We start from the raw sequence: 12450 nt of genomic DNA, 5'->3' as shown, positions 1-12450 counted from the left end.
ATTTCACGCGGCGCCGCGTGCCTTGAGCCGGATCAACATGGCGGCCGCGGCAGCTTGCTCGCCGGCGCGGCGCGAGCCGCCGATGCCGCGCTCGCGAAGGCCCAGCTCGGGCACCTCGCACTCGACATCGAAGGTCTGCTTGTGCGCTGCACCCAGCGTCGCTGCCACACGGTACACCGGCAGCTTCATTTTGTGGCCCTGCAGCCATTCCTGCAATTCGGTCTTCGGGTCTTTCGCGGCGGCTTCCATGCGCGGATTGATCTCGACCGCCTCGTAGAGCCGGTGCACCAGCGCCTGCGCGGCGGCAAAGCCGGCGTCCAGGTAGACCGCGCCGATCAGCGCTTCGAGCGCGTCCGCCAGGATGGAAGGCCGGTTCGGGCCGCCCGAGCGGGCCTCGCCTTCACCCAGGCGCAGCAACGGCGACAGCGCCAGCCCCAGCGCGAGCCGGTGCAGCGTGTCCTGCTTGACCAGGTTGGCCCGCACGCGCGACAGGTCGCCCTCGGGCAGTTCCGAGAGACGGATGTACAGCAGGTGCGAGACGGCCAGGTTCAGCACCGAGTCGCCGAGAAACTCGAGGCGCTCGTTGTGATCGGCCGAGAAACTGCGGTGCGTGAGCGCGAGCTGGAGCAGGCGCGGGTCCGAGAACGTGTACTGAAGGCGCGCCTGCAGCGCGACGAGGCTGCCGTCCACCTTCTTGTTCGACACCGCGGTCAGCGGGACGCGCCCTTGTATTTGAGCGTCAGGTAGGCCGGCCCGAACAGGGGGATCTCGCGCTCGTACGCATACGACACGACGACCTTGTCGCCCACCTTCTTGATCTCGAGGTCCCGGCCGCTGACCGACTTGAAGTCGTCGATGGCCTGGGCACGGTCGAAGATCGCACGGATCTCGGGCACCGTGGCGCCTTCCTTGGCCTTGTTGGCGGCCTTGTCGATGGCCTGCCATTCGATCAGCGTCGGAATGACCTGCGCGACGACGACGCCCACGCAGCCCAGCACCGCCGCGACGAACACCAGGCCGATGAACGAGATGCCGCGCTGGTGCGCGGCACTGCCACGGACGGACCGACTGTTGGTTCTCATGCCCTCTTACCCCTCGAACAGTAACGTTGACTGTTGATTAATTATTGAAACGGACCGATGCGACCGAGATCGCCGAAGTTCATCCAGACAAAGAAGGCCCTGCCCACGATGTTCTTGTCCGGTACGAATCCCCAGAAACGGGAATCGGCCGAATTATCGCGGTTGTCGCCCATCATGAAATAGTTGCCTTCGGGCACCTTGCACACCACGCCCTCGACCGAGTAGCGGCAGTTCTCGCGGAACGGGAAGTCGCTGGCCCCGGGCACGAAGGCGGGGGCGTTCTCGTCGTTGAGGATCTTGTGCTGCTTGCCGCCGAGGTCTTCGTCGAACTGCTTCAGGATGCGCATCGACTCGCCATCGAGGTAGTCGGCGATCGGGGCCTTGCCCACCGGCTGGCCGTTGATCGTGAGCTTCTTGTTCAGGTAGGCCACCTCGTCGCCCGGGATGCCGACCACGCGCTTGATGTAGTCCATGCTGGGCTTGGGCGGGTAGCGGAACACCACCACGTCGCCGCGCGCCAGCGGCGTGCCGTCGGTGAGCTTGGTGTTGACGACCGGCAGGCGCAGGCCGTAGGTGAACTTGTTGACCAGGATCAGGTCGCCGGTCAGCAGCGTGGGCATCATCGAGCCCGAGGGAATCTTGAAGGGCTCGTACAGGAACGAGCGCAGCAGGAACACCACCAGGATCACCGGGAACAGGCCCGCCGTCCAGTCGAGCCACCAGGGCTGCATCAGCAGGCGCTCGCTGGCCTTGGCGTCGGTGGTGTCGACCTGGGTGATGCCCTGCCCCGCCAGCCGCGTGTTGCGTTCGGCGATGGAGCTCTCGAGCGTGGCGGCGGCGCGTTCGCGCTGCGGCAGGAAGTAGAAGCGCTCGGCCAGCCAGTAGACCCCGGTGACCACCGTGGCCACGAACAGCAGCAGCGCGAAGTTGCCTTCGAGCGCGCCGAAATACCAGGCGCCGACGTAGCTGGCGAACGCCGCGAGAACCAGGGTGGTGAGGTATGCCATGTTCGTGGTGATCAGTCTTCGACTTGCAGAATCGCGAGGAAGGCCTCTTGCGGGACTTCGACGGAGCCGATCTGCTTCATTCTTTTCTTGCCCGCCTTCTGCTTCTCGAGCAGCTTCTTCTTGCGGGAGATGTCGCCGCCGTAGCACTTGGCGAGCACGTTCTTGCGAAGTGCCTTGATTGTCTCACGCGCAATGATCGTGACCCCGATGGCAGCCTGGATCGCCACGTCGTACATCTGGCGCGAAATGATCTCGCGCATCTTCGAGACCACGGCACGGCCGCGGTACTGCGACTGGCTGCGGTGCACGATGATCGACAGCGCATCGACCTTGTCGCCGTTGAGCAGGATGTCGACCTTCACCACGTCGGAGGCGCGGTACTCCTTGAACTCGTAGTCCATGGAGGCGTAGCCGCGGCTCACCGACTTCAGCTTGTCGAAGAAGTCGAGCACGATTTCGCCGAGCGGCATCTCGTAGGTCAGCATGACCTGGCGGCCGTGGTAAGCCATGTTCAGCTGCACGCCGCGCTTCTGGTTGGCCAGCGTCATGACGGAGCCGACGTATTCCTGCGGCATGTACAGGTGTACGGTGACGATGGGCTCGCGGATTTCCGCCATCTTGCCGACGTCGGGCATCTTGGACGGGTTCTCGACCATGATGACTTCGCCGTCGTTGCGCACCACCTGGTAGACCACGCTGGGCGCGGTCGTGATCAGGTCCTGGTCGAACTCGCGCTCCAGGCGCTCCTGCACGATCTCCATGTGCAGCAGGCCCAGGAAGCCGCAGCGGAAGCCGAAGCCCAGCGCCTGGCTCACTTCGGGTTCGTAGCGCAGCGACGAATCGTTGAGCTTGAGCTTCTCGAGCGCGTCGCGCAGCGAGTCGTACTCGCTGGCTTCGGTCGGGTACAGGCCCGCGAACACCTGCGGCTGGATTTCCTTGAAGCCGGGCAGCGCCTCGGTGGCCGTGGCGGCGGCGCCACCGGTGCCGGGCCGGATCAGCGTGACCGTGTCGCCGACCTTGGCCGCCTGCAGTTCCTTGATGCCCGCGATGATGTAGCCCACCTCGCCGGCTTCGAGCGACGCGCGCGCTTCGTTGGCGGGCGTGAAGACGCCGATGCTGTCGGCGTTGTACATCGCACCCGACGCCATCATCTTGATGCGCTCGCCCTTCACGAGGCGGCCATCGACCACGCGCACCAGCATCACGACGCCGACGTACGGGTCGAACCAGCTGTCGATGATCATCGCGCGCAGCGGACCGTCGGGATTGCCGCGCGGTGCGGGCATGCGCGCGACGATGGTCTCGAGGATGTCGTCGATGCCGACACCGGTTTTTGCGGAGCACGGAATCGCGTCGGTCGCATCGATGCCGATCACGTCTTCGATTTCGGTGCGCGCGTTGTCGAGGTCTGCGTTCGGCAGATCGATCTTGTTGAGCACCGGGATCACTTCGACACCGAGGTCGAGCGCGGTGTAGCAGTTGGCCACCGTCTGCGCTTCAACGCCTTGCGATGCGTCGACAACGAGCAATGCGCCTTCACATGCCGACAGCGAGCGGCTCACTTCGTACGAGAAGTCGACGTGGCCCGGCGTGTCGATCAGATTGAGGTTGTAGACCTGTCCATCGCGTGCCTTGTAGTGCAGCGCGGCGGTCTGCGCCTTGATGGTTATCCCACGCTCTTTTTCGATGTCCATCGAGTCGAGCACCTGCGCTTCCATCTCGCGTTCCGCGAGGCCGCCGCAACGTTGGATCAAACGGTCTGCGAGCGTCGACTTGCCATGATCGATGTGCGCAATGATCGAAAAATTTCTGATGTGATTCATCAACGGGAACGCTTAAGTACTTGAATTGGCTCGGGCGCCGAGGGGCGGGGCCAAGAAAAAAGGGCGCGTCTTCTGGAGACGCGCCCTGAACCAACAAGCAATGGCAACTGCAGTAGTTGGAACTTCATTGTAGGCAAAAAGGGAAGCACGTACATCCGGGAACAGGGTCCAAAGGGCTCGTTGCAGGTCCACAACATCAAAGATACTCACAACTTATCAACAGGATCGGTGGAGCAGTAGCTGAACAACTTGTGGGCGATCTGTGGAGCACCGGTGGACGGCTGTGTGACATCTCGCATCGTGAAGGCCATCGCCCTCTTTATGCGCTGACTGGCCGCCAGGAGCTGTCTATTCTACCGAAATTCGTCCTTAGCCCTTTTATAAGTTAGTGAACGCAAACAAATCTTGTCGTTTTCGAGGCCCCGGATTTTTTTAGAGGCCGGCGCCGAAGCGTCGTAAACACCTCGAAAAAATGGCCCCAAACCCGACTGCCGGGTGGGGCCACTTGACGCCGCCGCCGTATCAGCGTGCGGGTCGGATCAGGGCGTACTGCGCCCAGTCGCCCCGGCGGTAGAGCACGCTCAGCGACTTGGCCTTGTCCGCCTTGGCGACCGCTGCCTCGAATTCGCGGGCATTCGCCACCTCGAGATTGCCCACCGCGAGGATGACGTCACCCTCACGCAGGCCGGCCCGTGCCGCGGCGTCGTTGGCGGCATCGACCTTCACGCCGCCCTTCAGCTTGAGCTCTTTCTTCTGCGCATCGCTGAGGTCGCTGACCGCGAGGCCGAGCGACTTGAGGGCCGCGGAAGCAGACGGCTTCGCAGCCGGCTCATCGCGGTCGGTTGCGCGCTTGGCGGGCTTGTCGGGCTCGATCTCGGCGATGGTCACGCTGAGGTCGCGCGAGCTGCCACGGCGGAACACGGTCAACGTGCTCTTGGTGCCCGGCTTGGTGTTGCCCACGAGGCGCGGCAGGTCGCTCGGCTTCTCGATCGCCTTGCCGTCGAACTTGGTGATGACGTCGCCCGGCTCCACGCCGGCCTTCTCGCCCGGCGAACCGGCTTCGACGCCGCGCACCAGCGCGCCCTGCGCCTTGCCCAGGCCGATGGCTTCGGCCACGTCCTTGGTGACCTGGTCGATCTGCACGCCGATGCGCCCGCGCGAGACGCGCCCCGAGGTGCGCAACTGCTCGCTGACGCGGATGGCCTCGTCGATCGGGATCGAGAACGAGATGCCCATGAAGCCGCCCGAGCGCGAATAGATCTGGCTGTTGATGCCCACCACTTCGCCGCGCATGTTGATCAGCGGGCCGCCCGAGTTGCCGGGGTTGATGGCCACGTCGGTCTGGATGAACGGCAGGTACTCGCCCGTGTCGCGCTGCTTGGCGCTCACGATGCCGGCGGTGACGGTGTTCTCCAGGCCGAAGGGCGAGCCGATCGCCATCACCCACTCGCCCACGCGCAGCTTGGAGATGTCGCCCACCTTCACCGCGGGCAGGCCCGTGGCTTCGATCTTCACCACGGCCACGTCGGTGCGCTTGTCGGCACCGATGATCTTGGCCTTGAACTCGCGCTTGTCGGGCAGCGTGACCAGCACCTCGGAGGCGTCTTCCACCACGTGTGCATTGGTCATGACGTAGCCGTCGCCCGTCAGGATGAAGCCCGAGCCCACGCCGCGCGGACGTTCTTCTTCCTGCTGCGGACGGTTCGGACGCGGCCCCTGGCGTGGCGTGCCCGGCAGCGGCTGGCCGAAGAAACGGCGGAAGAACTCCTGCATCTCCTCGTCCATCTCGCCGTTGCCGCCGCCGCGCTGCGCGACCTTCTCGACGGTGCGGATGTTGACCACGGACGGACCGACCTGGTCGACCAGGTCGGTGAAGTCGGGCAGCGTGCGCGTCTGCGCATGCACCGACTCGACCGGCAGGAAAGTGGCGCCGGCCGTCAGCGCCAGCGCAAAGGCCAGCAGACCGGAACGAAGCTTGTGTCCCTCGACTTTGAACATCATCGGTTGTCTTTCAAAAAGAACAGAGCTGCAAATAACGACAGAGGCTATGAGTACCCGGCGCCGGCTTGGTTCAGCCCGAACGCCTGCACGGCGTCAGCGCACCGCCCGTCAGCGCGTGCGCGCGAGGCTCTGGGCAAAGGCATTGAGCGTCTGCTGCGGCACCTCGCCGACCGCGGTCAGCCACCAGTCGCTGGCCGGTGCGGGCAGTCGCCGACGGATCGCGTTGGTGGCACCGATGGTCAGCACGCCATCGCTGGGCGTGCGCGCGGGGTCGTAGCGTTCGATGAAGAGCGAGACCGTCGCCAGTCCGTCGGAGAAGGTCCACTGGACGGTGGTTGCCTCGGGCTTGGGCGGCTTGCCGTCGCCGGCGGGCAGCGCGGGGCGCCGGAAGAAGCTTCGAGGCTTGAATCCGGCCACGGGTGTGCGCAGCATCCAGCCTTCGTCCTGCGCGGTGCTGCGCTCGAGTTCGAGCTTCTCGATGCGGTAGCCGCTGGTGTTGGCCATCATCTGCGCGAGCGCCTGCGCCTTCACGGGCGCATCGAGCTGCAGCTCGGAGAATGCCGACTGCTCGACCACGCGGGTGTCGCTGTCGACGGTCTGTAGCTTCACCACGAGGCCGGAGCGCCGTTCGCTCCAGATGCGGTAGCCGAAGCGCAGGCCGTCGCGCGGCACCAGCTGCACCACGTCGGCGTCGAAACCCGCGACACGGTCCTTGCCGATGGCGCGCACGTCGTAGTAGTCGCCCACCGACGAATCGGGCTTGTCGGGCAGATTGGGGAAGAGGTCGAGGTTCTCGCGCTTCTCGACCTTCACGACCTTCGCCTCGGGCAGGAAGGTCATCACGTTGCGGTTGCGCCGGAAGGTCGAGCGCGGCGGGCCCGACAGCGCTTCGATGCGCTCCAGCTGGTGATCGCCGTCGCGCACATGCCAGATGCGCGCGCTCGACAGGTCGCCGCCCGGCGCCGACACCACGAAGGTGCCCACGTAGCTGCGCTGCCGCGCGCCCGCATGCATGCGCTGCAGCCACTCGGTCACGCCCATGGCCGGCGGTTCGTCGGTCTGCGCCGAGGGCACGCTCTTCGTGTTCGCCGCACCGTAGCGGGTCTGCGCGGTGGCCATCTGCCCCAGGCAAAGAACAGCAAACGCGAGCACCAGGGTGCGTGCGGAAATCGGCATGTGAACAACGGTCATTGCAGGCGGCGACGGTCGCGCAATCAGCGCGTGGGGCCCTCGAAGGTGGCGTTGCGCAGGAAACCGGACGGCATTTGCGATGCACCACCGGCCTGCTGGTGGGCTTCGAGCAGCTGGTCAAGGCGCGGATCGCGCAGCATGACCTGCGGATTGCCGCTGCCGACCAGCACGCGGGTCGGTGTCAGGGCGCCATTGCCCGGCAGTTCGCTGCCACCGGCCGCGGCCGCCAGCACCGAGTTCGCCACGGGCGGCTGCACCGCGGCCAGTTGGGCACCGCCGTTCGGCACCGCAGCGCCGTTGCCGACCAGCGTCCAGCTGATGGCCGCCACGGCCATCAACGACGCGGCGCCGGCCACCAGTTTCCAGCGGAACACCGGCTCGTTGGCCGCCTCGGCGCGTTGCCGCACGGGCATTGCGGCCGGCACGGCGGCCAGCGGCGCCACGGCCGCGGGCGGAGCGATCACGACCGACTCCTGCGCCAGCCGCTGCTGGAAGCGCGCCAGGAAGGCCGAGGTGTCGCTGCAGCGCGAATGCGCCGACGAGCGCAGCACGTCGCCCAACACGTGGTACGCATGCCAGGCGTCGCGCGAGTCGTCCTCGGCGCAGACGGATTCGATCGCACGCGCGAACGCCTCGCCCTGCAAATGGCCGTCCGCCAGCGCGGACACCTGTTCCCGAACCGTCATCGTCTGATTCATGTCATTCACCTGCTGATCTACCAACGCTTGCCGGACTGGTTGTCCAGCAGCGGCTTGACCCTGGCCGAAATGGCCTCGCGCGCCCGGAAAATACGCGAGCGCACCGTGCCGATCGGGCAATCCATGACCTCGGCAATCTCTTCGTAACTCATCCCCTCGATCTCGCGCAGCGTGACCGCCTGGCGCAACTCGGTCGGGAGCGCTTCCATGGCAGCCTCGACGGCACTGGCGATTTCATTCGCCGCCATGACCGATTCGGGGGTTTCATCGCTGGTTGGTTCGTTTCCAGGACGGTAAGTTTCATCTTCGTCGTCCGAGGACGAACGCAGTGCGCTTTCGGAGACGGTCGGATCGCGCTTCATGTCCACCAGCGCCTTCTTGGCGGTATTGACGGCGATCCGGTACAGCCAGGTGTAGAACTGGGCCTCGCCGCGGAACTGGTGCAGCGCGCGGTAGGCGCGAATGAAGGTTTCCTGGGCGATGTCCTCGATCAGGTCGACATCGCGCACCATGCGCCCGATCAGCCGTTCGATGCGGCGCTGGTACTTGATGACCAGCAGCTCGAACGCCTTCTGGTCGCCCGCGACGGTGCGCTGCACCAGCTGGAAATCAACCTCACCCGGGCGCGGCGCCTGCGCCGCCTCATCGGGCAGCGCGGACTCCGGAGGCACGGGAGGCAGGGACGTGGTCATCGAAACGGGTCAGGGCGCATCGGCCGGAGCGGTCGCGCGCCAGGGGTCGCCGGCCGGCTCGGCCGCCGGGGGCCGCGCATAGACCGCACGGCGCACGTCGCGCCAGCGTTCAGGCATGGCCCGCTGCTCGAGCCAGACCCATCGCGCCGCGCGGCCGGGTTCGGCCAGGCGGATGAGCAGCAGCGACTGGAAATCGAGCGCCACGACGGCGCGCGCGGCGAGCACGCCGCGCGACGGATCGGCACCGGTCAGCGACCAATGCGATCCGTCGAAGTGCAACGTGGCTGCACCGTCCCGCCGCAGGCCAAAGCCCGCGGCGACACCGGAAAAGACGACGCTGAGGAGCAGCAGCAACTGGCGCCAGCCATTGCTATCGAACAGATAGCAGGCCGCGCCCGCGCAGCAGACGCCCAAGGTCCAAAGAGCCAGGAGAATCCGGGTTGCGCCGCGGGTGCGCCCCACCGGATAGGTCACCGACGGTGCGCTGTGCATGGGAGAGCGACGCTCAAGCGCGCTTGAACACCAGCGTACCGTTGGTACCGCCGAAGCCGAAGTTGTTCTTGACCGCGACATCGATCTTCAGATCGCGCGCCTCGTTGGCGCAGTAGTCGAGATCGCACTCCGGATCCTGGTTGAAGATGTTGATCGTCGGCGGGCTCTTCTGGTGATGCAGCGCAAGCACCGTGAACACCGATTCGATGCCGCCCGCGCCGCCCAGCAGGTGGCCGGTCATGGACTTGGTCGAATTGACGACGAGCTTCTTCGCGTGATCGCTGAAAGCCAGCTTGACCGCGTTGGTCTCGTTGAGGTCACCGATCAGCGTCGAGGTGCCGTGCGCGTTCAGGTACTGGACCTCGTCGGCGTTGACACCCGCATTGGCCAGCGCCATCGCCATCGAACGGCGGGGGCCGTCGACGTCGGGCGCGGTCATGTGGTACGCGTCGCCCGTCATGCCGAAGCCGGAGACTTCCGCGTAGATCTTGGCGCCGCGCGCCTTGGCGTGTTCGTACTCCTCGAGCACCAGCACGCCGGCGCCCTCGCCCAGCACGAAGCCGTCGCGATCCTTGTCCCACGGGCGCGAGGCCGTGGCGGGATCGTCGTTGCGGGTGCTCAATGCGCGAGGCGCGGTGAAGCCGCCGATGCCGAGCGGAGAAATGGTCGATTCGGCGCCGCCCGCGATCATGACGTCGGCATCGCCGTACTCGATCATGCGTGCCGACGTGCCGATGGCATGCAGGCCGGTGGTGCAGGCGGTCACGACGGCGATGTTCGGGCCCTTGAAGCCGTACTTGATCGAGACGTGGCCCGAGATCATGTTGATGATCGACGCCGGCACGAAGAACGGCGAAATGCGACGCGGGCCGCGGCTCGCGTACTCGCCATGCGTCTGTTCGATCATCGGCAGACCACCGATGCCCGAGCCGATGTTGCAGCCGATGCGCACGGCCTTTTCATAGGACAGCGCGTCGCCGGTCGGCAGTCCGCTGTCCTGCACCGCCTGGATGGCGGCGGCGAGTCCCAGATGAATGAAGCGGTCCATGTGACGCGCTTCTTTCTCCGAGATGTATTGGGTGATGTCGAAACCCTTGACCTCACCGGCGAACTTGCAGGCGAAGGCGCTTGCATCGAACGCGGTGATGTTCGCAATGCCCGACTTCCCGGCCAACAGGTTGGTCCAGGATTCGGTTGCGGTGTTTCCGACAGGAGCGATGCAACCGAGTCCGGTCACGACGACGCGGCGTTTGGTCATGCCGGCAAACCTTTCTGGAAGCGCTGGACGGCTGCCGAGCGGCGCGGGCGGTTGAAAAAAGAGCCGCCGGCCGTCGTTGCAGTGTCAGCTGGCCGATCAGGCCTTTTGATTCTTGGTGGCGTAGTCGACGGCGTTCTGCACCGTCGTGATCTTCTCTGCGTCTTCGTCCGGGATCTCGATGCCGAACTCGTCTTCGAGTGCCATCACGAGTTCGACCGTGTCGAGCGAGTCAGCGCCGAGGTCGGCCACGAAAGCCTTTTCGTTCGTCACTTGGGACTCTTCCACGCCGAGTTGCTCGGCGATGATTTTCTTGACACGTGCTTCGATATCGCTCATTTGATTCCCTCTAAGGGTTGTAGGTAACTGGTGGATTTTAGCCGGGCGGCCCGTGGCATTTGCCCCGCGCTCCGGTACGGAAAAAGATTGCGCCTTTCGGCTACATGTGCATGCCGCCGTTGACGTGCAGTTCCTGCCCCGTCACGTACGAGGCTTGCGGCGATGCGAGGTAGGCCACCGCATGCGCGATGTCGGCCGGCTTGCCCAGGTGGCCCAGCGGGATCTGCGAGAGCAGCGCCTGTTGCTGGGCTTCCGGCAGGCTGGCCGTCATGTCGGTTTCGATGAAGCCCGGCGCGACGCAGTTGACCGTGATGTTGCGGCTGCCGAGTTCGCGGGCCAGCGCACGGGTCATGCCCGACACGCCGGCCTTGGCGGCCGCGTAGTTGGCCTGGCCGGCATTGCCGGACGCGCCCACCACGCTCGTGATGCTGATGATGCGGCCATAGCGCTGCTTCATCATCGGGCGGATCACCGCGCGCGAGAGGCGGAACACGGCCTTGAGGTTGGTGTCGAGCACCGCATCCCAGTCGTCGTCCTTCATGCGCATGGCAAGCGTGTCGCGCGTGATGCCGGCGTTGTTGACCAGCACGTGGATCGCGCCGTAAGCCTGCACGATCTCGTCGATCAGGGCTTCGACGGCAGCACCGTCGTTCACGTCGAGCGCACGGCCACGGCCGTCGAACGCGCTCAACGCCTGGGTGATCTTGGCGGCGCCATCGTCGGTGGTGCCGGTGCCCACGACCTTGAGGCCGCGCTGCGCGAGTTCGAGCGCAATGGCGGCGCCAATGCCGCGCGTTGCGCCGGTGACCAGGGCGACCTGGCCTTCGAATTTGGGAGTGCTCATAAGAGAGAAAGAGTATCGGGGCCTGGCGGCGTTCAGCCGGCGAGCGATTGTCGGACGTCCGCGAGGGTGGCCGGGTCGTACACCGACGCGGCTTCCAGTTCGGGGGCGATGCGCTTCACCATGCCGGCCAGCACCTTGCCGGGACCGCACTCGATGATGGCGGTTGCACCGCGCAGTTTCAAGGCCTGAACGCTCTCGACCCAGCGCACCGGACCGGCGGCCTGGCGCACCAGGGCGTCGCGGATGCGGTCGGCATCGGTCTCGACGGCCACGTCGATGTTGTTGAGCACCGGAATCTGCGGCGCGGCCAGCGCCACGCTCGCGAGCTTCTCGCGCAGGGCTTCGGCCGCGGGCTTCATCAGGCTCGAATGGAAAGGCGCCGACACCGGCAGCGGCAATGCGCGTTTAGCGCCGTTGGCCTTCAGCAGCTCGCAGGCCTTGTCGACCGCGGCCTTGCTGCCGGCGATCACGGTCTGCATCGGATCGTTGAAGTTCACGGCCTCGACCACCTCGGCGCTGCCGGGGCCGAACGTGGCGGTGGCTTCGGCGCAGCCGGCGACCACCTTGTCGGACGCCATGCCGAGGATCGCCGCCATCGCGCCGACACCGACCGGCACCGCCTGCTGCATGGCCTGCGCACGGAAACGCACCAGCGGCGCGGCCTGCGCTAGCGTGAGCACGCCCGAGGCCACCAGCGCCGAATACTCGCCCAGCGAATGGCCGGCGACCACGGACGGCGTGGCGCCGCCTTCAGCCAGCCAAGCACGCCAGGCGGCCACGCCAGCCACCAGCATCACGGGCTGCGTGTTGGTGGTGAGCGCCAGCTCTTCCTTGGGACCGTTCTTGATCAGTGCACCGATGTCTTCACCCAGCGCTTCGGAGGCTTCACGCAAGGTCTCGACCACGGCCGGGTGATCGCCCCAGGCGTCGAGCATGCCGACCGCCTGCGAGCCCTGACCCGGAAAGACAAAAGCAAAGGATTTCATTGTTGTTTCTTCGTCACCGCGCCGACGCCCGCTTCGGGGC

Annotated in this window: 13 protein-coding genes; all 13 read right to left on the bottom strand. The window is 65.8% G+C overall.

The window, feature by feature from the left end:
• Window positions 1–3 precede the first annotated feature (3 nt).
• Complete coding sequence (gene rnc, locus AC1RLW_RS13100; RefSeq protein ID WP_056572447.1) at window positions 4–690, bottom strand: ribonuclease III; 687 nt, start codon at window positions 688–690, stop codon at window positions 4–6.
• A 20-nt stretch (window positions 691–710) separates the two neighbouring features.
• Window positions 711–1082, bottom strand: a complete 372-nt coding sequence (locus tag AC1RLW_RS13095; RefSeq protein WP_062475531.1) for a DUF4845 domain-containing protein — start codon at window positions 1080–1082, stop codon at window positions 711–713.
• 41 nt (window positions 1083–1123) lie between these two features.
• The gene (gene lepB, locus AC1RLW_RS13090) at window positions 1124–2089 is read right to left on the bottom strand and encodes a signal peptidase I (protein WP_062475534.1); all 966 of its coding nucleotides are present in this window, start codon (window positions 2087–2089) and stop codon (window positions 1124–1126) included.
• Between the two features lie 11 nt (window positions 2090–2100).
• Window positions 2101–3912, bottom strand: coding sequence for a translation elongation factor 4 (lepA, locus tag AC1RLW_RS13085; protein WP_070062248.1), 1812 nt, complete (start codon window positions 3910–3912; stop codon window positions 2101–2103).
• Between the two features lie 522 nt (window positions 3913–4434).
• The gene (locus AC1RLW_RS13080) at window positions 4435–5913 is read right to left on the bottom strand and encodes a DegQ family serine endoprotease (RefSeq protein WP_062475536.1); all 1479 of its coding nucleotides are present in this window, start codon (window positions 5911–5913) and stop codon (window positions 4435–4437) included.
• Window positions 5914–6021: 108 nt separating this feature from the next.
• Complete coding sequence (locus AC1RLW_RS13075) at window positions 6022–7089, bottom strand: MucB/RseB C-terminal domain-containing protein (protein WP_493193350.1); 1068 nt, start codon at window positions 7087–7089, stop codon at window positions 6022–6024.
• Between the two features lie 38 nt (window positions 7090–7127).
• Window positions 7128–7802, bottom strand: a complete 675-nt coding sequence (locus tag AC1RLW_RS13070) for a sigma-E factor negative regulatory protein (RefSeq protein WP_493193349.1) — start codon at window positions 7800–7802, stop codon at window positions 7128–7130.
• A gap of 17 nt (window positions 7803–7819) precedes the next feature.
• Entirely contained in the window at window positions 7820–8494 is a 675-nt protein-coding gene (rpoE, locus tag AC1RLW_RS13065; RefSeq protein ID WP_235926394.1) for an RNA polymerase sigma factor RpoE, read from the bottom strand.
• Window positions 8495–8503: 9 nt separating this feature from the next.
• Window positions 8504–8986: a hypothetical protein gene (locus tag AC1RLW_RS13060; RefSeq protein ID WP_493193347.1), complete on the bottom strand. Its 483-nt coding sequence runs from the start codon at window positions 8984–8986 to the stop codon at window positions 8504–8506.
• A 13-nt stretch (window positions 8987–8999) separates the two neighbouring features.
• The gene (fabF, locus tag AC1RLW_RS13055; protein WP_493193345.1) at window positions 9000–10244 is read right to left on the bottom strand and encodes a beta-ketoacyl-ACP synthase II; all 1245 of its coding nucleotides are present in this window, start codon (window positions 10242–10244) and stop codon (window positions 9000–9002) included.
• Window positions 10245–10340: 96 nt separating this feature from the next.
• A complete protein-coding gene (acpP, locus tag AC1RLW_RS13050) occupies window positions 10341–10580 on the bottom strand; it encodes an acyl carrier protein (protein WP_007830471.1) in 240 nt (79 codons plus the stop codon).
• Between the two features lie 100 nt (window positions 10581–10680).
• The gene (gene fabG, locus AC1RLW_RS13045; protein WP_062475549.1) at window positions 10681–11424 is read right to left on the bottom strand and encodes a 3-oxoacyl-ACP reductase FabG; all 744 of its coding nucleotides are present in this window, start codon (window positions 11422–11424) and stop codon (window positions 10681–10683) included.
• Between the two features lie 32 nt (window positions 11425–11456).
• Window positions 11457–12410, bottom strand: a complete 954-nt coding sequence (gene fabD / locus AC1RLW_RS13040; protein ID WP_307586661.1) for an ACP S-malonyltransferase — start codon at window positions 12408–12410, stop codon at window positions 11457–11459.
• Window positions 12411–12450: the final 40 nt, after the last annotated feature.

Source organism: Variovorax sp. GW822-FHT04A09 (assembly GCF_058801005.1).
The sequence above is the reverse complement of the archived record's forward strand: the minus strand, read 5'-3'. Positions and strand labels throughout refer to the sequence as shown.

What these genes read in the sequence shown, in the direction of transcription:
- AC1RLW_RS13095 (WP_062475531.1), bottom strand. Translation starts at nt 1,082, where the DNA reads ATGAGAACCAACAGTCGGTCCGTCCGTGGCAGTGCCGCGCACCAGCGC.
- lepB (WP_062475534.1), bottom strand. Translation starts at nt 2,089, where the DNA reads ATGGCATACCTCACCACCCTGGTTCTCGCGGCGTTCGCCAGCTACGTC.
- lepA (WP_070062248.1), bottom strand. Translation starts at nt 3,912, where the DNA reads ATGAATCACATCAGAAATTTTTCGATCATTGCGCACATCGATCATGGC.
- AC1RLW_RS13080 (WP_062475536.1), bottom strand. Translation starts at nt 5,913, where the DNA reads ATGATGTTCAAAGTCGAGGGACACAAGCTTCGTTCCGGTCTGCTGGCC.
- AC1RLW_RS13075 (WP_493193350.1), bottom strand. Translation starts at nt 7,089, where the DNA reads ATGCCGATTTCCGCACGCACCCTGGTGCTCGCGTTTGCTGTTCTTTGC.
- AC1RLW_RS13070 (WP_493193349.1), bottom strand. Translation starts at nt 7,802, where the DNA reads ATGAATCAGACGATGACGGTTCGGGAACAGGTGTCCGCGCTGGCGGAC.
- rpoE (WP_235926394.1), bottom strand. Translation starts at nt 8,494, where the DNA reads ATGACCACGTCCCTGCCTCCCGTGCCTCCGGAGTCCGCGCTGCCCGAT.
- AC1RLW_RS13060 (WP_493193347.1), bottom strand. Translation starts at nt 8,986, where the DNA reads ATGCACAGCGCACCGTCGGTGACCTATCCGGTGGGGCGCACCCGCGGC.
- fabF (WP_493193345.1), bottom strand. Translation starts at nt 10,244, where the DNA reads ATGACCAAACGCCGCGTCGTCGTGACCGGACTCGGTTGCATCGCTCCT.
- acpP (WP_007830471.1), bottom strand. Translation starts at nt 10,580, where the DNA reads ATGAGCGATATCGAAGCACGTGTCAAGAAAATCATCGCCGAGCAACTC.
- fabG (WP_062475549.1), bottom strand. Translation starts at nt 11,424, where the DNA reads ATGAGCACTCCCAAATTCGAAGGCCAGGTCGCCCTGGTCACCGGCGCA.
- fabD (WP_307586661.1), bottom strand. Translation starts at nt 12,410, where the DNA reads ATGAAATCCTTTGCTTTTGTCTTTCCGGGTCAGGGCTCGCAGGCGGTC.